The organism is Actinoplanes sp. NPDC049265, assembly GCF_043197135.1.
In the GTDB taxonomy this organism is placed as follows: domain Bacteria; phylum Actinomycetota; class Actinomycetes; order Mycobacteriales; family Micromonosporaceae; genus Actinoplanes.
Map to the genome: position 1 here is coordinate 54,244 of NZ_JBICSP010000005.1, position 19,693 is coordinate 73,936.

19 protein-coding genes are annotated in these 19,693 nt (G+C 71.8%); 9 read left to right on the forward strand and 10 right to left on the reverse strand.

The window, feature by feature from the left end:
• The first annotated feature begins 5 nt into the window (after positions 1-5).
• Both ACGFIO_RS14800 and ACGFIO_RS14805 read left to right on the forward strand, forming a co-directional pair.
• Positions 6-623: an HAD-IA family hydrolase gene (locus ACGFIO_RS14800; protein ID WP_392826503.1), complete on the forward strand. Its 618-nt coding sequence runs from the start codon at positions 6-8 to the stop codon at positions 621-623.
• Positions 623-1,501 (forward strand): SDR family NAD(P)-dependent oxidoreductase, encoded by an 879-nt coding sequence (locus ACGFIO_RS14805; RefSeq protein WP_392826505.1) that lies wholly within the window; start codon positions 623-625, stop codon positions 1,499-1,501. Before ACGFIO_RS14800 ends, ACGFIO_RS14805 begins: the two co-directional genes overlap by 1 nt.
• Here ACGFIO_RS14805 and ACGFIO_RS14810 read toward each other — a convergent pair.
• The gene (locus ACGFIO_RS14810; protein ID WP_392827069.1) at positions 1,398-3,311 is read right to left on the reverse strand and encodes an alkaline phosphatase family protein; all 1,914 of its coding nucleotides are present in this window, start codon (positions 3,309-3,311) and stop codon (positions 1,398-1,400) included. The genes ACGFIO_RS14805 and ACGFIO_RS14810 overlap by 104 nt on opposite strands.
• 248 nt (positions 3,312-3,559) lie before the next feature.
• Here ACGFIO_RS14810 and ACGFIO_RS14815 point away from each other — a divergent pair, with 248 nt between their 5' ends.
• The gene (locus tag ACGFIO_RS14815) at positions 3,560-4,600 is read left to right on the forward strand and encodes a glycoside hydrolase family 18 protein (RefSeq protein WP_392826507.1); all 1,041 of its coding nucleotides are present in this window, start codon (positions 3,560-3,562) and stop codon (positions 4,598-4,600) included.
• A 68-nt stretch (positions 4,601-4,668) separates the two neighbouring features.
• Here ACGFIO_RS14815 and ACGFIO_RS14820 read toward each other — a convergent pair whose 3' ends face one another.
• From ACGFIO_RS14820 to ACGFIO_RS14835, 4 genes are all read right to left on the reverse strand, one after another.
• The gene (locus tag ACGFIO_RS14820; protein WP_392826509.1) at positions 4,669-5,358 is read right to left on the reverse strand and encodes a pentapeptide repeat-containing protein; all 690 of its coding nucleotides are present in this window, start codon (positions 5,356-5,358) and stop codon (positions 4,669-4,671) included.
• Positions 5,359-5,422: 64 nt separating this feature from the next.
• A complete protein-coding gene (locus ACGFIO_RS14825) occupies positions 5,423-5,677 on the reverse strand; it encodes a hypothetical protein (RefSeq protein WP_392826511.1) in 255 nt (84 codons plus the stop codon).
• A 35-nt stretch (positions 5,678-5,712) separates the two neighbouring features.
• Positions 5,713-7,314, reverse strand: coding sequence for a ricin-type beta-trefoil lectin domain protein (locus ACGFIO_RS14830; RefSeq protein WP_392826513.1), 1,602 nt, complete (start codon positions 7,312-7,314; stop codon positions 5,713-5,715).
• Positions 7,315-7,399: 85 nt separating this feature from the next.
• Positions 7,400-8,239: an SDR family oxidoreductase gene (locus tag ACGFIO_RS14835; protein WP_392826515.1), complete on the reverse strand. Its 840-nt coding sequence runs from the start codon at positions 8,237-8,239 to the stop codon at positions 7,400-7,402.
• Between the two features lie 51 nt (positions 8,240-8,290).
• Between ACGFIO_RS14835 and ACGFIO_RS14840 the strand changes: the two genes are divergently transcribed.
• Both ACGFIO_RS14840 and ACGFIO_RS14845 read left to right on the forward strand, forming a co-directional pair.
• Positions 8,291-8,887 (forward strand): TetR/AcrR family transcriptional regulator, encoded by a 597-nt coding sequence (locus ACGFIO_RS14840; RefSeq protein ID WP_392826517.1) that lies wholly within the window; start codon positions 8,291-8,293, stop codon positions 8,885-8,887.
• Between the two features lie 46 nt (positions 8,888-8,933).
• Positions 8,934-10,220: an NAD(P)/FAD-dependent oxidoreductase gene (locus ACGFIO_RS14845; protein WP_392826519.1), complete on the forward strand. Its 1,287-nt coding sequence runs from the start codon at positions 8,934-8,936 to the stop codon at positions 10,218-10,220.
• A gap of 8 nt (positions 10,221-10,228) precedes the next feature.
• Here the strand turns inward: ACGFIO_RS14845 and ACGFIO_RS14850 are convergent, their stop codons facing one another.
• Entirely contained in the window at positions 10,229-10,432 is a 204-nt protein-coding gene (locus ACGFIO_RS14850) for a hypothetical protein (RefSeq protein ID WP_392826521.1), read from the reverse strand.
• A 171-nt stretch (positions 10,433-10,603) separates the two neighbouring features.
• Between ACGFIO_RS14850 and ACGFIO_RS14855 the strand changes: the two genes are divergently transcribed.
• Entirely contained in the window at positions 10,604-11,314 is a 711-nt protein-coding gene (locus tag ACGFIO_RS14855; RefSeq protein ID WP_392826523.1) for a LamG-like jellyroll fold domain-containing protein, read from the forward strand.
• Between the two features lie 108 nt (positions 11,315-11,422).
• Here the strand turns inward: ACGFIO_RS14855 and ACGFIO_RS14860 are convergent, their stop codons facing one another.
• Both ACGFIO_RS14860 and ACGFIO_RS14865 read right to left on the reverse strand, forming a co-directional pair.
• Entirely contained in the window at positions 11,423-13,246 is a 1,824-nt protein-coding gene (locus ACGFIO_RS14860) for a trypsin-like serine protease (RefSeq protein ID WP_392826525.1), read from the reverse strand.
• A 208-nt stretch (positions 13,247-13,454) separates the two neighbouring features.
• The gene (locus tag ACGFIO_RS14865; protein WP_392826527.1) at positions 13,455-14,231 is read right to left on the reverse strand and encodes an alpha/beta fold hydrolase; all 777 of its coding nucleotides are present in this window, start codon (positions 14,229-14,231) and stop codon (positions 13,455-13,457) included.
• Positions 14,232-14,403: 172 nt separating this feature from the next.
• On the opposite strand from ACGFIO_RS14865, the gene ACGFIO_RS14870 reads away from it, so the two are divergent.
• Positions 14,404-15,114 carry a helix-turn-helix domain-containing protein gene (locus tag ACGFIO_RS14870; protein WP_392826529.1) on the forward strand — a complete coding sequence of 237 codons (711 nt, stop codon included), beginning with the start codon at positions 14,404-14,406 and terminating at the stop codon, positions 15,112-15,114.
• A gap of 59 nt (positions 15,115-15,173) precedes the next feature.
• On the opposite strand, the gene ACGFIO_RS14875 is transcribed toward ACGFIO_RS14870, so the two are convergent.
• Positions 15,174-15,725, reverse strand: coding sequence for a TetR/AcrR family transcriptional regulator (locus ACGFIO_RS14875; RefSeq protein ID WP_392826531.1), 552 nt, complete (start codon positions 15,723-15,725; stop codon positions 15,174-15,176).
• Between the two features lie 63 nt (positions 15,726-15,788).
• Between ACGFIO_RS14875 and ACGFIO_RS14880 the strand changes: the two genes are divergently transcribed.
• Positions 15,789-17,222, forward strand: coding sequence for an MFS transporter (locus ACGFIO_RS14880; protein ID WP_392826533.1), 1,434 nt, complete (start codon positions 15,789-15,791; stop codon positions 17,220-17,222).
• A gap of 77 nt (positions 17,223-17,299) precedes the next feature.
• Positions 17,300-17,827, forward strand: a complete 528-nt coding sequence (locus ACGFIO_RS14885) for a cupin domain-containing protein (protein ID WP_392826535.1) — start codon at positions 17,300-17,302, stop codon at positions 17,825-17,827.
• 131 nt (positions 17,828-17,958) lie between these two features.
• On the opposite strand, the gene ACGFIO_RS14890 is transcribed toward ACGFIO_RS14885, so the two are convergent.
• Entirely contained in the window at positions 17,959-19,632 is a 1,674-nt protein-coding gene (locus ACGFIO_RS14890) for a phosphoenolpyruvate--protein phosphotransferase (RefSeq protein WP_392826537.1), read from the reverse strand.
• Between the last annotated feature and the right edge of the window lie 61 nt (positions 19,633-19,693).

Here is a 19,693-nt window from a genome sequence, read left to right on the forward strand (position 1 = left end):
CGCTGGTGGCGGACCTGGATGTGGCGGCGGTCCTGTTCGACATGGATGGCACGCTGGTCGACTCGGACTCGGCCGTGGAGCGGGCCTGGCGGGCCTGGGGCGCGGAGTTCGGGGTCGACGGGGAAGCGGCCATCACCCTCGCGCACGGCAGCCCCAGCGAACCCACGGTCCGCAAACTGCTTGCGGCGGCGGGCGAGGACGAGATTGTCGCGGCGGTGGGGCGGCAGATGGCCCTGCAGTACGACGACGTCGGCGACATCGTGCCTACGCCGGGCGCTCTGGAGCTTATCGCGGCCCTGGACCGCAACGGTGTGCCGTGGGCGGTGTTCACCTCGGCCGACAAGCGGCTGGCGGAGGCGCGGCTGGGTGCGGCCGGCATCGTCGCGCCGCTGCTGGTGACCACCGACGATGTGCGGGCGGGCAAGCCCGATCCGGAGGGCTGGGTGCGGGCGGCCGCGCTGGTCGGCGTACCCCCGGAGAAGTGTCTTGTCGTCGAGGACGCCGAGGTGGGTCTGCGGGCGGCGCGGGCGGCGGGGGCGAAGACGGCGGCGTTGCGTGGTCTGGCGGGTGATCTGCCCATTTCGTCCTTGTCCGAGCTGATCGGCGCGCTCAGACTGCGGTGATGGAGCGATTCGCGTTCGCCGGACGGACCTGCGTGATCACCGGAGCGGCGAGCGGCATCGGCGCCGCGCTGGCCCTCAACATCGCCGCCCGCAAGGCCCGGCTGGTGCTGGTCGACCGGGACGCCGGCGGGCTGGAGCGGGTCGCGCGACTGTGCCGCGAGGTGGGCGCCCCGGTGGTCGACGAGCACGTGATCGACCTGGCCGACGGCGGTGATCGGCTCGACCTGGCGGCGGCGGTGGCGAGCCGGCACGGTGGCGCCGACCTGCTGATCAACAACGCGGGGGTGACGATGACCGGCACCTTCGAGCAGAACAGCATGGCCGACTTCGACTGGCTGCTGGAGATCAACCTGCACGCCCCGATCCGGCTGACCAAAGCGTTCCTGCCGCAGCTGCTGCGCCGGCGGGGCGGGCACGTGGTCGCCATCTCCAGCCTGTTCGGGCTGTTCGCGCCGGCGGGACAGGTGGCCTATGCGACAAGCAAGTTCGGGTTGCGGGGGTTCACCGAGGCGCTGCGCCACGAGCTGCGTCCGCGCGGCGTCGGCGTGACAGTCGTACACCCGGGTGGGATCCGCACCAACATCGCGATCAGTGCCCGCCGCAGCGAACCCGACCCGGATGGCACGCAGGCGGCCGACGCGCTGCGCTTCACCGAGCGGGCGCTGCGGATGCCGCCCGAGGAGGCGGCCCGGCAGATCGTGGCCGCGGTTCAGTCGCGCCGGCCGCGGCTGGTCATCACCGGCGCGGCGCGGGCGATCGACGCGATGGTGCGGCTCATGCCCGCGCGCTACTGGAATCTCGCCGAGACAGTGGCGTCTCGGCTAGAAGGATCGGGGACGGCTCGACGGCGGCCGGTTCCGCCCGCAGGCCGAGCATGACCAGCCACGCGACCAGCTGACGGTGCACGGCGTCGGAACCGTCCAGCTCGTCGGCGGTCAGCGGCCAGTCGCGCGGGTGGACCAGGACCGCGTCGGTCTGCCAGCCGCCCAGCCCGCCGTGCGAGCCGACCAGTTCCTCGAACGCCGCCACCTCCTGTGTCACTGGGTCGACCGCGCTGATCAGCACCAGGTCGCCGACGTGGGCCGACTCCTGGTGCCGGAGCAGGTCGGCGGCGGCCCGGGGGCCGTACAGCGTCAGCGGGTCCTCGCCGGTCACCAGGCCGTCGCGGAGGCGGTGGCGGCCCGCCGTGCCGAACGCGACCGGCCCCTCGTCGGCGTCGTTGACCACGACCAGGCCGATGCCGGGGTGAGCGGCCAGGCCCGAGACCAGGCGGGGGTACGCGTGCTCGATCTGCGTCAGCGTCTGCCGGCCGACGGTGTCCGGCAGGTAGATCAGGGACAGGTTGCCCGAGGAGACCACGGGCACCTCGGGCGCGGACAGCCGCTCGACCACATCGTCCAGCGTCTCGCCCCAGCGCTGCCGGAACGTGGCGCCCTGGCTGTGGCCGTGGTCGGAGACGACGACCAGGTGATAGTGCCGGGCCGCCTCGGGCGCCAGCCGTTCCAGCACGCCGAGCATCCGGTCGAGGCTTTCCAGCTGGCGCATCGATTCGGGGCGGGCCGGGCCGGCGTGGTGCGCCACCTCGTCGTAGTCGACCAGGTTGCAGTAGACCACCGGGGCGCCGCGGGCCATCTGCTCGGCCACCAGCGACACGTTCACGTCCCGCAGCAGCATCGACGCCGGGCGCAGGGCGAGGAAGTTGCCCGATCGGCTGACCCGGGGCAGCAGGTTGCGCCGCCGCTGCAGGCGGGCCTGGTGCAGCTCGACGATCACCTCGCCGACCCCGAGGACCAGGGCCCGGGTGAAGCCGTAGGGCGACGCCATGAACGCCGCCCAGCCGCGCGCGGTCCGGCCGGGCAGCCGGGCGTGGCTGATCGTCAGCAGGGCCAGGTCGGCGTCGCCGCTGAACGCGTTGCCGATGCTCACCCCACCGCCGGAGAGCAGGCCCCGGCCGTCGCTGAGTCGCGGCTCGATCAGCGCGGCGTCGCGTGGCTTGTTGGTGACCATCAGCTTGCCGCTGTCCTTCTCGTACCAGCGGAAGCCGGGGATCTGCGCCGAGGCGCCGTGCAGAATGCCGGCCTGCGACGCGGGCGTGGTCGACGGCACGCCGGTGTGCCAGCGGGCCATCGTGTGGCTGCCGGAGCGCAGCCAGTGGCCGATGGTCGGCAGGTTGCCCGCCCGCACCGCCCAGCGCAGCACCGGTTCGGCCACCCCGTCGAGCTGGATGACCAGCAGGCCGGGCTCGGTGCCGGGCAGCGGGCGCCGGAACGAGAACAGCCGCCCGGTCTGCCGGCGGCGTACGCCCCGCATCAGCCGCCGCGCCTCTTTGACGAACGTGTCGTCGGAGCCGCTGTCGACCATCCAGTCGAGGATGGCGGCGAACACCACGGCCAGGATCGCGGCCACCACCACCGACGGCAGCCCGCTGACGTGGTCGCCGGGGTCCAGTTCGAACGCGGCCACGATGATCATGACCTGGGCGACCACCCCGAACAGCATGGCGCCCCAGCCGCCGAGCGCGGTGATGCCGACCAGCAGCAGCGGGCGCAGCACGGCCCCGGCCACGGCGACCAGCACGACCAGGTTGAGCGTGTCGAGCACGTCCGCGCTGGCCACCCCCGGCATCAGCCAGAGCGTCAACGTCAGCACCACGAAAGTGACCAGGGCGCTGCGGAGCACGGCCCGCATCCGGGCCAGGATGCGCCGCGGGCTGAACAGCGCACGCAGTTCACCCGGCCAGGTGTTCGTGCGTACGGTCACGGGACAAACGATCGCACAGGCGGCGTGACGCGGACGGGTGACGTCGCCAAGGCCACTATTGAACCCGGGACAAATCCGCCGGTAGCTTCGCGCGGGTGCCGCGCCGGATCGCCCTTCTTCTCGCCCTGTTCATTGTTGCTGGTTGTGCTCATGAGCCGCCTGTTCCGGAGAGGTCGATGCGCGTCGTCGGCTATTACCCCAACTGGGGTACGTACGCCCGCGACTTCCAGGTCGGCGACGTTCACGCCGACCAGCTCACCCACCTGGTGTACGCCTTCGGCAAGGTCACCCGCGGCCGGTGTGCGCCCGGCGACGAGTGGGCCGACTTCGGCCGGAACTCGGGCGGCAACATCGGCCGGCTGGCCCGGCTCAAGGCCGCCCATCCTGGGCTGAAGGTGATGTGGTCGTTCGGTGGCTGGTCCGGCTCGGACGGGTTCGCCGAGGCGGCTCGGGACCCGGCGCGGTTCGCCGACAGCTGCGCCGCGCTGCTGAACGACCGGCGCTGGGCCGGCGTGTTCGACGGCATCGACATCGACTGGGAGTATCCGAACGCGTGCGGTGAAACGTGTGACCACAGCGGCCCGCGCGCCCTGGGCGCCCTGCTGGCCGCCCTCAGGCCAAAGTTTCCCCTGGTCAGCGCGGCCGTGTCCGGTGACGCGGGCAAGCTCGGCCAGGCCGACTACGCGGCCGCGGCCCGGAGCGCCGACTGGCTCAACGCGATGACCTACGACTTCTTCGGCACCGGCGGGACACCCGGCCCCACCGCGGCTCATTCGGCGCTCACCGCGTACCCGGGCATCCCGAATCCCGGCGCGACCGCCGACACCACCGTGCGTACCCTCCGTGGCCTGGGTGTTCCCGCTTCGAAGATCCTGCTCGGGGTCGGCTTCTACGGCCGCGGCTGGACCGGCGTGCGCTCAGCAACCCCGGGCACGACCGGCACCGGCCCGGCGCCCGGCACGCACGAGAAGGGCCTGGAGGACTACCGCGTGCTGAGCCGCCGCTGCCCGCCCATCGGCACGCTCGGCGGCACGGCGCTCGCGGTCTGCGGCAGCGAGTGGTGGAGCTACGACACCCCCGAGACGATCAGGACCAAGATGGCGTACGCCCGGAGCAACGCCCTCGGTGGCGCTTTCGCCTGGGAACTCTCCGGCGACACGAAGTCGGCCGACCTGCTCCACGCGATGAACGCGGGCCTGCGCCCACCCGCCTCATGAGTCGCGCAGCCGATCGACCGCGGCCTGGCGCCCCGCCGTAGGCCGCGTCCCGGGGGCAACCGGAGTCGTCAGTCCTCGCGGACCACGATGCCGAGAGCCCGGGCCAGAACGTGCGACAACGCCGGCAGGTCGTCGGGGTGGATGATCGCGCCGGTCCAGCTCGACATGCCGCCCACACCATCCAGGGCGCAGCGCCGGAAGCGGCAGCCCGCCATGGTGGCGTTGCTGAACTGGGCGCCGGCCAGGTCGCAGTCGGTGAAGGCGGCGCCGCGCAGGTCCGCCTCGGCGAAGTCGGCGCCGGTCAGGTTGCAGTGGTCGAAGGCGACCGCGTCGAAGCGGGCCAGTCGCCAGTTGGCCAGGTCGATTTTGCAGCCGGTGAAGGTTACGTCGCTGAGGACGCCGTCGTTGAGGGCCAGGCCGGTCATCCGGGAGTCGGCCACCCGCAGCCGCTCGAACGCGCCGCGCTCGGCCCGCAGGTTGGACAGGTCGGTCGCCTCGATCACGCAGTCGACGAACCGGATCTGGGGCAGGTGGGATCCGGCGAGGGCGGCCTTCCGGAAGCGGCACTGCCGGAACTCGACGCCCTCGGCGCGGCTTCCGGCCAGGTCGATGTCGTCGTAGGCGGCGGTCCGCACGGTCTGTTCGGGTTCCAGTTCGAGCTGGATGCCGGCGGCGGGGGTGAGCTCGGCCGGTGTCTGGGGTGGTCGCGGCGGGCCGGAGCGCGGGCGACGGGAGCCGGCGGTTCGTCGGGTGGGCACGGCTGCCCACCCTACGAGACGCTAGGCCGCGTTTCGCAGTCCCATCGGGGCTGCGAAGCACGGCCTAGTTGTGCCGGTGACCGGCCTGGTGGGCCTTGAGCAGGTTGCCGGCCTTCGGCTTGCCGCTCTCGGCGAGCAGAGCGCCGGTCACGTCCCGGGTGCCGGAGTCGCAGTCCCGGCACTGCTGCTCGATGGCCTTGAGCTTGGCCCGGCGGCGGCGGGACAGCTGAGGTGGCCGTTCCGCGTCCTGACGGCGACGCAGACCCTTGACCACCTCAGCCGATTTGTCAGCAAGCTTCCGGGTTTGTCGAGATCCCATGAGGTGAGGCTAGCTTCGCCGCCACCGGTCGGGGCCTACTTCCGGCGCTTCCACGTCTGCTGGGAGTGCCCGGCGGCCTGGCACTGGACCATCTCCAGTTTGGTGCCGTCGGCCGTACCGTCACCGACGCTGTCGACGCAGTTGTCGATCAGCAGGGTACGGAGCATGTTGTTGACGATCGTCCACTGCTGCGAGGTGGTGCCGTTGCAGATGGCGACCTGGGCCACCACGCCCTGGCCCTTCTCACCCATCCGGACGTCCATGCACAGCCCGGTCGAGAGCACCCGGATGGTGCCGTCGCCGCGGACGTCCCAGCGCTGGGCGTCGCTGTTGGTGCAGGTCTTCTCGGTCAGCTGGGTCCAGTCGGTGCCGGCTCCGGCGTCGATGCACCGCTTCGAGGCGAGTTGGACGAACGAGACGCCCGGGCGCGGGGCGGCGGGCTTCTTGGCGGTCCCGGTGGTGCCCTTCTTCGTCGGCTCCTGCTCCTTGGGCGGCGTCGCCTTGCCGGTGGCCGAGGCGGCCGCGAGCGGCTTCTTCGAGGTGACCGGCGCGGTGGGCGGCACGGCCGGCGTGGTCGCGCCACCCTTCAGGCGGGTGTCCAGCTTGTAGGTGTCGGTGTAGGCGGCGACCTGCTTCAGGTAGGTCGTCGTGGCGCCCTGCGGCGATCCGCTGCTGCGCCGAACCGTGTCGGTGCCGGCCTTGTACGCCCACAGCGCCGCCAGGTACGGGTCACCGGGCAACCCGCCGAGCTCGCGGACCATGGCGCACATCGCCGTGCCGACCGCCGGCACCGCCGTCTTGATGTCGCCGGGCGCCGCGCTCCGCGGTGCGTACCGCTCCCAGATGTCGCTCCGGAACTGGGCCACACCACGCTCGCCGCGCGGGCCGACCTTGCCGGCGTCGAACCCGGACAGGGTCATGATCTGACCGGCGACCGCCGCGGCCGACACCTCGGGGCAGATCGCGCCGGCCCGCACGAGCGGCTGGACGTACTCGTCGGGGATCGGCTTGGCCTGGTTGGCCGGCGCGTCGACCAGGACGGTCCGGGGTTCTCCGCCGCCCAGGTAGGGCAGCGAGGCGTAGTAGGCGGCGTACCCGTCGGCCTTGCGCACGTATTCGGCGGCGGCGTCCGGCACCCGCCCGGCCTGACGCACGGCGGCCACCCCGGAGCGGTACGCGGCCAGGGACAACTGCCAGGCGTCGCCGGTCACCCCGGCCGACCGGATCTGACCGCTGAGGTCACACATCCGGTGGGCGAGCGCGATGATGTTCGCCTCGGGGTCCATGCGCCCGGCGTTCGACCAGGGTGTCCACTTCTGCCAGACCGTGTCGCTCAGACCGGCCAGCCCGCGGCCGCCCGAGGCGGTCTGCTGGGCGCTCTCGTCCAGGCCCGACTCGACCATCAGCTGGCCGGCGAGGCGCGCCGGGGTGAGCGCCGGGCACGACGTCGCGGCCTCGGTGAGCGCCTCGACCTGCTGGTCCGACAGCGCTTTGCCGACCAGGTGGTCGTCGTCGGCGGAGGCGACACCGTAACCGGCGGCGGTCACGGCGACGGAGAGGGCCGCGACCGCGGCGATCAGCGGGAGGAGTACGCGGCGGTTCAGCAGGGCGGCCTTCGGCGGCAGCGAGAGTCGCATCAAAACCATCACTTTCACGGGAGCGGCGACATGCACGACGTCGGAGCACCCCCACTGGTTCGGTGCGCTAGGTGAATTTTCGGTCTCAGTGCCGGAAATGTGGCCGGAGGTCGGCGGCGAGCAGACGGTCGAGCAAACGGTCGGGCAGCACGCGGGACACCCGGGTCAGCACCGCGGCGTCGCGCCCGACGGTGTACCGGGTACGCGGCCGCCGCGCGGTGACGGCCTTGGCGATCACCTGGGCGGCCCGGTCGGCGCTGACGCCGTTGGCGGTGAAGGCCCGGGCGTGGGAGACGATCGCCGGGATCAGCCGGCCGTAGCGGACGGCCTGTTCCGGGGTGAGGGCGGCGATCATCCGGTCCGCGGTGACGATGGCGTGCGAGGTCAGCTCGGTGCGCACGCCGCCGGGCTGGATGACGATCACCCGTACGCCGTGCGGTGCCATTTCCCGGCGCAGGGAGTCGCTCAGGCCTTCCAGCGCGAACTTGGCCGCGGCGTACGCGCCGTAGGTGGGCAGTGCGACCCGGCCGCCGACCGAGCTGATGTTGATCACCCGGCCGGCGCCGCGCAGCAGGGCGGGCAGCAGCGCCTGGGTGACGGCGATCTGACCGAACAGGTTGACCTCGAGCTGCTGCCGCCAGGCGTCCATCGGCAGCGCCTCGACCGGGCCGTTGATGCCGATGCCGGCGTTGTTGATCACCGCGCGCAGCGGCCGTCCGTCGGCGGCGACCCGGTCGGCCAGGGCCGCCACCTGGTCGGGGGACGTGATGTCGAGGGTGATCGGTTCGACCCCGGCGGACGGTTCGGTCGGCCGGCGCGCGCCGGCGAGGACGTGGAAGCCACGGCGGGCGAGTTCGCGGGCGGTGGCGGCGCCGATGCCGGACGAGGTGCCGGTCACGACGACGAGTTCAGTTGACGTTGTCATCTGAATGACGGTAGCAGTTGAGATGACGTTGTCAACAGTAAGCTGGTATCCGTGATCAGCCGCGTGGAGTCCGCCGCCGCCACCCGTCGCGCCCTCGTCGACGCCGCCGCCGACCTGCTCGACCAGGGCGGGCCCGACGCGGTCACGCTGCGCGAGGTAGGTGCCCGGGCCGGCGTGAGCCGCGGCGCGCCCTATCGGCACTTCGCCGACAAAGAGAGCCTGCTGACCGCGATCGCCGTCGAGAGCTGGGACCGCATCGGAGATCAGGTACGTGAGCTGCGTACCCGCGAAGAGCCGGCACCGGCCGGCAAGCTGCACCACGCACTGACCGCCCTGATCGGCGTCGGCCGCCGGCAGCCGCACCTGTTCCGGCTGATGTTCGCCACCCCGGCCGGCGATCCGTCGGCCGTGGTCCGGGCGGCCGGCCGCGCCCAGGACGAGTTCCTGGCCATCGTCGCCGAGTTGGTCGGCGACCAGGACGCGCGACGGATCGGCGCCCTGCTGATGACCAGCGCCCACGGGATCACCGGCATGGAGGTCAGCGGCCACCTCACGGCCGAGAAGTGGGGCACGTCGGGCGACGAGATCGTGACCAGCCTGATCGAGATGATCCCGAAAAAGAGAGAGAGTCTTCGAACGGAGGGCTGATCGCCAAGAGAAGAGATGATCTCCAAGAGGCGATAGCGTGGCTCGCATGGCGCGACCGAAGATCGTGATCGTCGGAGCCGGCTTCGCGGGCTTCACCGCCGCGCGCAAACTGGCCGCCCTGGCCGGTGGCAGCGCGGACATCATCGTGATCAACCCGACCGACTACTTCCTCTACCTGCCGCTGCTGCCCGAGGTGTCGGCCGGGATCCTGGAACCCCGCCGGGTCACCGTCTCGCTGGCCGGCGCGCTGCCCGGCGTACGGGTGATCCTCGGCGAGGTCGACTCGTTCGACCTGGCCGGGCGCACGGTCTCCTACCGCGACCCGGACGGCGGCAAGGGCACCGTCGGCTACCACCGCCTGGTGATCGCCGCCGGCAGTGTGAACAAGCTGCTGCCGGTGCCCGGCGTGACCGAGTACGCGCACGGCTACCGCGGCATCCCCGAGGCGCTCTTCCTGCGCGACCACATCACCCGGCAGATCGAGATGGCGGATACGGCCACCGACCCGGCCGAGCGTCGCGCGCGCACCACGTTCGTGGTCGTCGGCGCCGGCTACACCGGCACCGAGGTGGCCGCCCAGGGCGTGCTGTACACCGACGCGCTGACCCGCGACCGCCCCGAGGTGCATCCGGAGTGGCTGCTGATCGACACCGCCGACCGGATCCTGCCGACCCTCGACCAGCGGTTGGGCCGGGCCTCGGACCGCGCGTTGCGCGAGCGGGGGGTGGAGATCCGGCTGGGTACGAGCGTGAAGGAGGCCACCGCCGACGGCGTCCACCTCAGCGACGGCGACTACCTGCCCACCCGCTCACTGATCTGGTGCGTCGGCGTGCGGCCCGACCCGCTGATCCAGAGCATGGGCCTGGCTACCAAGCAGGGCCGGCTGGTGGTCGACGAGTTCCTCAACGTCCCGCACTACCCGGACGTGTACGCGTGCGGCGACGCGGCCGCCGTCGAGGACCTGACCCGGCCGGGTGAGCTGACCGGGATGACCGCCCAGCACGCCACGCGGCAGGGCACCACGGTGGCGAAGAACATCGCCGCGTCGTACGGGCATGGCCGGCGCCGCGCGTACAAACACCATGATCTTGGTTTCGTGGTCGACCTCGGTGGCCTCGACGCGGCGGCGAACCCGCTCGGCGTGCCGCTCTCCGGCCTGCCGGCCAAGGCGGTGACCCGCGGCTACCACCTGCTGTCGATGCCGGGCAACCGGGTGCGGGTGGCCGCCGACTGGCTGCTCGACGCCGTCCTGCCGCGCCAGGGCGTGCAACTGGGCCTGGTGCCGGGCAGCGCCGTGCCGCTCGACAGCGCCTCCCCGGAAACCGAGTCGTAGGACGCCGCTCAGTCTCGCGGGTCGATCACCGCGATTCCCGCATCCTTGGCGGCGACGGCGAGCCGGTCGTCATACGTGGCCAGGCCATCGACATCCGGGCCGAGCACGCGTGCGGTCGCGAGGTGGATCGCGTCCAGTGACCGCAGCATCCGGTCCGGCTCGTTCGTCGCGGCCTCAACGACTTCGTCATCGATTTTGTGGCCAATCACCATCGCGGCAGCACCCCTCCGCACCCCTCCCGCGGACCGAGTCAGGTGCGGAAGGACGACCGGCCGGTCTCTCGGGAGGCGACGATCCACGTCGGCTGATCGGTCGGCATTGAACGGACGAACGGCGGGCCGGTTGCTGTCTTCGCAAAACATGTCACAAGTAATAATTCGGGCATGAAGCGTAGTCTGTCCGCCGCCATCCTCGCCGCGATCGTGCTGACCGGCGTCGTACCCGCGCCCGCCTCGGCCTCGTCGCAGATGATCGCCCGGTACGACTTCGAGGGCCGCTCCGCCACCGCGCTCGACACCAGCGGGCGCGGGCACACCATGCACGTCGTCGCCCGGCGCGGCGGCGAGATCACCATCGTCACGCACGGCAGCGGCCACGCCCTGCAGTTCCCGCCCCGGTGCGGCGGCACCAAGTGCCCGCACGTCGTGCTCCAGGCGCCGCACGCGGCCGACCTCAACCCCGGCCGCCGCCCGATCATCTTCGGCGCCTCGGTCCGGCTGCCGGCCGCCGAGACGACCAAGGGCCAGAACGTGGTCCAGAAGGGCTACTCGACGCAGGGCAGCCAGTACAAACTGCAGATCGACGGGAGGCTCGGCCGACCCAGCTGCGTGCTGGTCGACGTGGCGCGGCGGGGCATCCACCTGGCCTACAGCTCGGTCTCGGTGGCCGACGGCGACTGGCACGCGATCCAGTGCAACCGCCTCGGCCGGGTCCTCAGTGTCGTGGTCGACGGCCAGGTGCGCGGCCGGTCCACCGTGCCCGCGACCCTGTCGGTGGTCAACCGGGCGCCGCTGAGCATCGGCGGGAAGGGCGCCTACCGCGACAACGACCAGTTCCAGGGCGCGGTCGACGACGTCTGGGTCCAGATCGGCTGAGGCCGGCGGGTCCAGTGGTGGGCGGGTGCCGGCAGGGCGGCGCCCGGCCCACGAACGGCGACGGCCCTCGCGGGAACCCCGCGAGGGCCGTCGTCGTGCGGAACCGAACTAGAAGACGAGGTTGAAGTCGTCCCAGCCCGAGCTGATCTGGCGGCCGCTGCTGTTCAGCCACCCGCCATGACCGTTGGTGGTGTACAACTTCAGGTCGCCGTTGGTGCGGACACCGACCAGGTCGACCAGGTTGTCGCCGTTCCAGTCGCCGGGCGACATGAACGTGGAGAAGCCGCCCCAGCCGGACCCGATCGCGGTGCCCTCCGGGTTGATCCAGCCACCGGCGCCGTTGCTGTTGTACAGCCGCAGCTCGCCGCCCGGGGTACGCCCGATCAGCGACTGGTGGCCGTCACCGAGCCAGGAGCCCGGGGTCAGCACGGTGTTGAACTTGTTCCAGCGGGTGCCGATCTGGGTGCCGCGCGGGTTGAGCCAGCCACCCGAGCCGTTGCTGGTGTAGAGCACCAGGCGGCCGTCGGAGGTGCGACCCATCAGGTTGGGCCGGCCGTCGCCGAGCCAGTTGCTGGTCACCATGATGTCGGTGTACGCGTTCCAGCCGTTGCCGATCTGCGCCGGCTGGCCACCGACGAAGCCGCCCTGGCCGTCGCTGCGGTACTTGAACAGACGACCGGCCGAGTCGCGGGCGAAGACCGCCTGGCGGCCGTCGCCGTCCCAGTTGTTCACCCGGAACAGCTTGGTGAAGTTGTTCCAGTTGCTCTCGCTGGCGTACCCGAAGTAGCTGAAGCCGGTCAGGTCACGGTTGGCCAGGCCGGCGCCCGAGCCGAGGTACAGCTCGCCTGTGTCCTTGATGCGGCCGAACAGGTCGCTGTGGCCGTCGCCGGTCCAGTCCAGGTTGTTCGGGCCGACCACGCTGAGCTGAGCCCGCACCGAGTCGGAGTAGTGGTTGAGCGCCTCGAACACACCGAGCTTGGCGCCGCAGTTGCTCGAGCCCCAGTCGGTGATGCCGACCTGCAGGTAGCTGCCGGCCGCACCGGTGAAGATCGGGCCACCGGAGTCGCCGAAGCAGGTGTCGGTGGTCGGCGGGAGGCCGGCGCACATCATCCGGTTCGGGTCGAACTTCGTGCCCCACTGCGCGGTGGAGGCACACGTCGAGTCGGCCGCGATCTGCACCGCGCCGGCCCGCAGGATGCCCGAGTCGTTGTTGTTCTCGTCGGTGACGCCGTAGCCGACGATGGTCGCCGGGGTGCCGCCGGCCGGGTCGGCCGCGCCCTGGTCGGCCAACTGCTGCGGGGTGTACGCGCTGGGCAGCGCGTCCTTGAGCGTCAGCACCGCCACGTCGTCCAGCGGCACGGCGTTGGGGTCGTTGAGCAGGTCCTGGTAGTTGTAGCCCTGGTGGGTCCAGGTGTTCGAGACCCGGGCGACGAAACCGGCGGCCTGGTTGGACAGGTCGTCGCGGCCGGCGATGACCGAGGTGGTGCCCCACGGGAAGTCGACCGTGCAGTGGCCGGCCGTCAGCACGTGGGTGGGGTCGATCACGGTGCCAGTGCAGGTGCTGATGTACCAGCCCTCGTTACCGTTCTCGTCGGCGCCGATGAAGATGGTCTGCAGGCCGACGACGCTCGGGAAGTCGGCCGACCGGACCGGAGCGCCCCCGACGATGCGGGCGCCGGTGCGCGGCGACTGGAAGAGCCTCGCCCGGGCGCCGGGCGCCTCCGGGCCCTTGGTGGCGCGCCTGGCGCCGGCCGGCAGCTTCTTGTGCGGGACGGCGAACTTCTTCGCCTCCTTAGGGATGGCGGGCAGCTCACCCTGGCTCGGCGCGCGGTACGCCTCGGCGGCACTGGCGACTGTGGACGGCAGCAGAGCGGCCGTGACCGCCACCGCCAATCCGGTCGCGAGGCCGACGATCCGACGCTTCTTCAACACGACGTCTCCTGTCGTTGTCCCCTCGTGGACCCGGACCATGACGGCAACAGAGACGGAAAGCGTGAATCGACGGCATCGCGACACGCGCGGAATGGCTTGTGGATCCCCGTTTTCCGGCTGGCGTACGAGCCGGGCGCTGCACGCTAGCAGTGCGGCGACGACAAACAAAAGGGCCATTCGCATATTTGACTATGCCCGCGCGGGCGAACTAGCGAGCGGTCACGTCCCTTACCGCGTCGGCGACGGCGCGGAAGTCCCGCTTGAGAATCGCGCCGTGGTTGCTGGCGACCTTCGCGGCGAGCCGGATGTTGGGGTTGCGGGCGATCACCGCCTCCAGACCGCCGCGGATCCGCTCCTGCTCGTCGCCGCGGCTGCCGAGCGAGGTTCCGGAGGCGACGACATACCGCGCCGGGACGGTGATGGCGTCGAGCACCGGGCCGAGCTCGCGCTCACGCGACAGCCGGCCGAGCTCGATGTTGCTGTCGGCCTGCTGATCGGCGGTCATCCGCGGGGTCAGGCCGGTCGGGCGCAGCACCGGCGTCAGCCACCGCATCCGCTTGAACAGCTTGCGGATCCGCAGCTCCATGGCGTCGTCGAGCCAATCGTGCGGGTACGCACCGTCCACCATCACCACGCCCAGGGTGCGCTCCGGGTTCCGGGCGGCCCAGTGTGCCGCCACCACCGCCCCGTACGACCAGCCGACCAGCACCGCGCGGTCCACGCCGCGGGCGGCGAGCACGGCGTCGACGTCCCGGACCGCCGCCGCGAAGGTGTAGTCGGCCGACGTCCCGGACTTCCGGCCGCGGGCACGTTCGTCGTAGGTGATGTGCCGCCACCGTGGGCCCAGGTCGGCGAGGACGCGTCGCCAGTAGCCCTGGGTGGCGAACTGGCCGTTGAGGTAGACGACCGGTACGCCGGTGCCACCGGTGTCGGTGACGGCCAGGGCCGTGTCGTCGATCGGCACCATGCTGGTCGAGGTGGTCATGTCGTTCCCCGTCTCTCTCGTGTTTCCGATATGAGAAACGCTACGTTGCTTTCCAGACCAGGCAACCACTTCTTTGCAATGGGAACACGTTTATGCAGCTCAAGACTACTAAGTCGTTGCAACAGGTGTGTCTTCAATGCAATGGAATCGTTGCGCCTGCTAGGGTTCGGACATGCCCGGAGGGAGATTGACCCAGCACGAGCGGCGGCAGATCGCGCTCGGGCTGGCCGACAGCCTGGCGTACGCCGAGATCGCCCGTCGCCTCGACCGGCCGACCTCGACCATCACCCGCGAGGTCATGCGCAACGGCGGCCCGACGGCGTACCGCGCTGATCTGGCCCACCACGCCACCGCCCACCGCGCTCACCGGCGCCGCCCCACCGCCACCCCGCGCGTGATCGCCTCCACCCCCGCACCCGGCCGCGACGCCCAGGCCGTGGCCGAGTACGCGGAAACCCTCACCACCGTCCTCATGGCCTCCGGCCTGCCCCGGATGACGGCCAGGGTGCTGACCTGCCTCTACACCACCGACGCGGGCAGCCTCACCGCCGCCGAGCTGGCCCGCGACCTGCGGGTCAGCCCCGCCTCCATCTCCAAGGCGATCGCCTTCCTAGAGGGCCTGAGCCTGGTCCGCCGGGAACGCGACGACCGCCGCCGCGACCGCTACGTCGTCGACGACGAGCTCTTCTACCAGTCGACGCTGGCCGGCGCCCGGGCCAACGACCAGCTCGTGGCCACCGCCCGCCAGGGCGTCGCCATCCTCGGACCGGACACCCCGGCGGCCGCCCGCCTCGAGAGCATCGCCCGCTTCCTGACCTTCATCAGCGAGAGCATGGTCCGCGCGGCCGAACAGGCCCGCACCATCCTGCACACCAGGCCCTGACACCGCGACCAGGCGGCACCGAAGGCGCCGGCGAGGACGGCAGCGCGCGGGCGCTAGAGCTAGGCGGGGACCCGCAGGCCGGCCAGGGCGAACCCGAGCACCCGGTCGCGTTGCGCCGCGTCGATGAAGGCGCCCGAGGTCAGCCCGGAGACCATGCGCAACATGTCGTCGAAGCTGGCGTCGGTACGCACCTCGCCGGCCTCCTGGGCGCGCTGGAACAGCGGTTCCCCGGCCTCGTACATGGCCGCGCGGCAAGCCCGGAACATCTCCGACTCGCGGTTCAGAGCCTCGACCAGCGCCCGTTTGGTCGCGACATAGGCGACGAAGCGGTCGAGCCACGCGGCCAGTGCCTCCCAGGGCGGCAGGGCGGCGACCGACGAGGCCACCTCGGCGAGCTGGTTGACCTCGTCGACGTACACGGCCTCGAACAGATCCTGCCGCGTCGGAAAGTTGCGGTACAGCGTCCCGATCCCGACCCCGGCCCGCCGCGCGATGTCCTCCAGCGACGCCTCGGTGCCGTTCTCGGCGAACGCGTCACGAGCGGCCGCGAGCAACGCGTCGAAGTTTCGCCGGGCGTCGGCGCGCTGCGGACGGCGTACGGAAACAGCCACGGAGACGCTCCTCACAGGAAACTCGCTTGCGAAGCGGAGGCACACCTCCACTAAAGTGGAGGCATGCCTCGACTTTATCAGAGCAGGCCACGTACGACCTTCGCGGTTCTGGCCGCCGCCGCCGCGGCCTTCTCGCTCATGCAGTCGCTGGTCACGCCGGTCCTTCCGACGATCCAGCAGGATCTGCACACCTCCACCGGCACGGTCACCTGGGTGCTCACCGCCTGGTTGCTGGCCGCCTCGGTCGCCACTCCGCTGATGGGCCGCATCGCCGACATGACCGGCAAGGACCGCGCCCTGCTGGTCGCGCTGGCCGCGATCGCCGTCGGCTGCCTGCTCGCCGCGGTCGCCCCCAACGTCACAGTGCTCATCGTCGCCCGCGTCATCCAGGGCCTCGGCGGCGCGATCTTCCCGGTCTCGTTCGGCATCGTCCGCGACGAGTTCCCGCCCGCGCGGGTCAGCTCGGCGATCGGAATGCTGGCCGCGGTCATCGCCACCGGCGGCGGCCTCGGCATCGTGCTGGCCGGCCCGATCGTGGGCGCGCTCAGCTGGCGCTGGCTGTTCTGGCTGCCGATGGTGGTGGTGATCGGCGTCGGCCTACTCGCGTGGCGGCTGATTCCCCGGTCACCCGTACGCACCCCCGGCCGCGTCAACTGGCTCTCCGCCGCCCTGCTGTCCGGCTGGCTCGTCGCGCTACTCCTGCCGTTGAGCAAGGCCGCCGCCTGGGGCTGGGCCTCCACCCGCACGCTCGGGCTCTTCGCCGCCGCCGTCGTGCTCTGCGCCGCCTGGCTGGTCGCGGAGCTGCGCTCGGACGAACCGCTGATCGACCTGCGCATGATGCGTCTGCCCGCGGTCTGGACCGCCAACCTGGTCGCGCTGCTGTTCGGCGCCGCGATGTTCGGGGTGTTCGCGTTCCTGCCGCAGCTCATGCAGATCCCGGTCACGTCCGGTTACGGCTTCGGCGCCTCGGTCACCGGCGCCGGCCTGTTGATGCTGCCGATGCTGGTCACCATGGCCGTGTTCGGCTCCCTCAGCGGCCCGCTCACCCGCTGGGCCGGCAGCAAGGCCCAGCTGCTGTGGGGCGCGGGCCTGAGCGCCCTGGCCACCCTGTCGCTGGCGCTGCGGCACGGCGAGCGGTGGGAGGTCGCGGTGGCCGGCGGCCTGTTCGGCATCGGGCTCGGCCTCGTCTACTCGTCGCTGGTCAACCTGATCGTGCTCAGCGTGCCGCGCCACCAGACGGGCGTGGCCAGCGGCATGAACACCAACATCCGGACGATCGGCGCCTCCCTCGGCACAGCGATCGTCAGCTCGATCATCACCAGCCATCCCGGCGCCCAGGGGTTGCCGGCCGAGTCCGGCTACACCACGTCGTTCCTGGTGCTGTCGGTCGTGGCGGCGGCCGCCTTCCTGGTCGCCCTGCTCGTACCGGTCGCTCGCCGGGCCACCGAGCCGCAGCCCGAGCGCCCGGCCGAGGTGCTCACGCCCGTCGAGGTCTAGGGGGCATCTGACGGGTCACTCACGCCGCAGGCCTGGTGATCCGTCAGATCCGCCCTAGGACATGAGGAGCCCAAAACATGACGGTACGACGAGTCGCCACTGGTCATAACGCGGCGGGCAAGTCCGTTTTCGCCGGCGACGTAGAACTCGAGCACGACGGGGGCGGTGGCCCTATTCACCAGATCTGGGCGGCCGACCACAACGGTGTGCACCTCCCGGACGACGGTTCGGAGCCGGCCTGTGAGGACGAGTACTTCCCGAAACCCGGCGGGTTCCGTTTCGTCATCGTCTCGCTGGCACCGCGGGGCGCCGACCCTCTGCCGGAGCTCGCACCGGGCACATTCACCCCGCGGCGGCCCATTCGTTACGGCTTCGACGGCGACTTTCCCGAAGGCGGCGGGATGCACAGGTCGGCCAGCATCGATCTGATGGTGGTCCTGTCCGGGGAACTCACCCTCGAACTCGACGACGGCGCCAGTAAGACCATGAAGGCCGGCGACACGATCATCCAGAACGGTACGAAGCACCGGTGGATCAACAACGGCGACGTGCCGGCGGTGTGCGCCGCCGTCATCGTCGGCGTCGACCACGACGACTTCACCTAGGGCGCATCGGTGAGGCCCGTGGTGCGCGCTGGGCGTGCACCACGGCGTCGGCCCCCGGCCATGTGCACGTGAGGCTGACGACCCCGCGGTCCAGCCGGGGCCACGGCACTCGGCTGGACCGGGAAACAGATCTAGCTCCCGCCCCGCGCGGCCTCCCGCGCCGCCGCCGGGTCGCCCGCGGCCAGCACCGCCTGGGCCGCGGCCCGGCACTCGTCGATCGTCCGGGCGGCCAGGGCCGCCCGCACCCGCGGAATCGCCGCCGGAGCCATCGACAGGCTGGTTACGCCCATCCCGGCCAGCACCACGGCGAAGTCGGGATCGGCGGCCGCCTCGCCGCACACCCCGACCGGGCGGCCCATCACCTGACCGGCCGCGGCGCACAGGGCGACCAGCGAGATCAGCGCCGGCTGCCACGGGTCGAGCAGGTCGGCCAGTTCGCCGCTGCGGCGGTCGGCGGCGAACGTGTACTGGCTCAGGTCGTTGGTGCCGACGCTGAGGAAGTCGACGGCCTGCAGGAACTCGCGGGCCCGGACGGCGGCGGCCGGAACCTCGACCATGGCGCCGACCCGGGGCAGGCCGAGGTCGCGGCACAGGGCGGCGAACTGGGCCGCCTCCCCCACCGTCGTCACCATCGGCGCCATCACCGCCACCTTCGCCGCCGACGAGCGGGCGGCCTCGGCGATCGCGCTGATCTGCGTACGCAGAATGTCCTCGCGCCGGCGCGCCACCCGCAGCCCGCGGATGCCCAGCGCCGGATTGGGCTCCTGATAGTCGCGCAGGAACGGCAAGGGTTTGTCCGAGCCGGCGTCGAGCGTGCGCACCACCACCTGCCGGTCCGGCATCGCCTCGAACACCGCGCGGTAGGCCGCCACCTGCTCGGCCAGGCCGGGCGGGTCGATGTGGTGCTGGAAGAGCAACTCGGTGCGGAACAGGCCGACGCCCTCCACCGGCACGCCGTCGAGTTCGGCCGCGCTGCCGATGTTGGCCAGCAGGGGCACCGGGTGGCCGTCGCGGGTGGCGCCGCGGATGCCGGTCGGCAGGGCCGGGGACTCGACCCGGGGCACCGGCCGCCCGGGGCCGACGGTGACCCGGCCGGTGGCGCCGTCGACCATGGCGACCGGGCCGCCCAGGCCGACAGTGACCCGGCCGGTCGTACCGTCCACGGTGACCATCGTGCCGTCGGTGATGTCGAGGGCGCCGGAGCAGGCCACCACGGTCGGTACGCCGCGGGCGCGGGCCAGGATCGCGGTGTGGCTGACGTACGAGCCGGCCGAGGTGAGCACGGCCAGGACCTGGGCCGGGTCGAGCATGGCGGCGTCGGCCGGAGCGAGATCGACCGCGAGGAGTACGAACGGACGGCCCGGCCGCGGCAGCGACGGCATCGGCAGGCCGAGGCAGCCGGCCACCACCCGGTCGCGAAGGTCGTCCAGGTCGACGGCCCGGGCGGCGAGCAGACCACCGGCGGCGAGCAGGGCCGACCGGTGCTCGGCGAGCACGGTGGCCACGGCGTGCGGTGCCTCGTGACCGGCCCGGACGGCCATCGCGATGCCGTCGCGCAGCGTCCGGTCGGCGGCCAGGGCGGCTTGCACACGGAGGATCTCGCTGGTGGTCGGGTCGGTGGCGGCGTCGGCCCGGGCGCCGATGTCGTGGCTGACCGCGTCGATCGCGGCGAACGCCCGCTCGACCTCGGCGTCCGGGTCGGTCACCGGCCGGGCCGGTGGCAGCCGGGGCGGGTCGGCGAGCCGGTACGCGGGACCGGTGGCGGTGCCGGGGCTGGCCCCGAGACCGCGAAGCAGATCAGCCATCAGCTCGCCCCGAGACCGCGAAGCACGTCAGCCATCGACTTCCCCGAGACCGCCAGAAGCA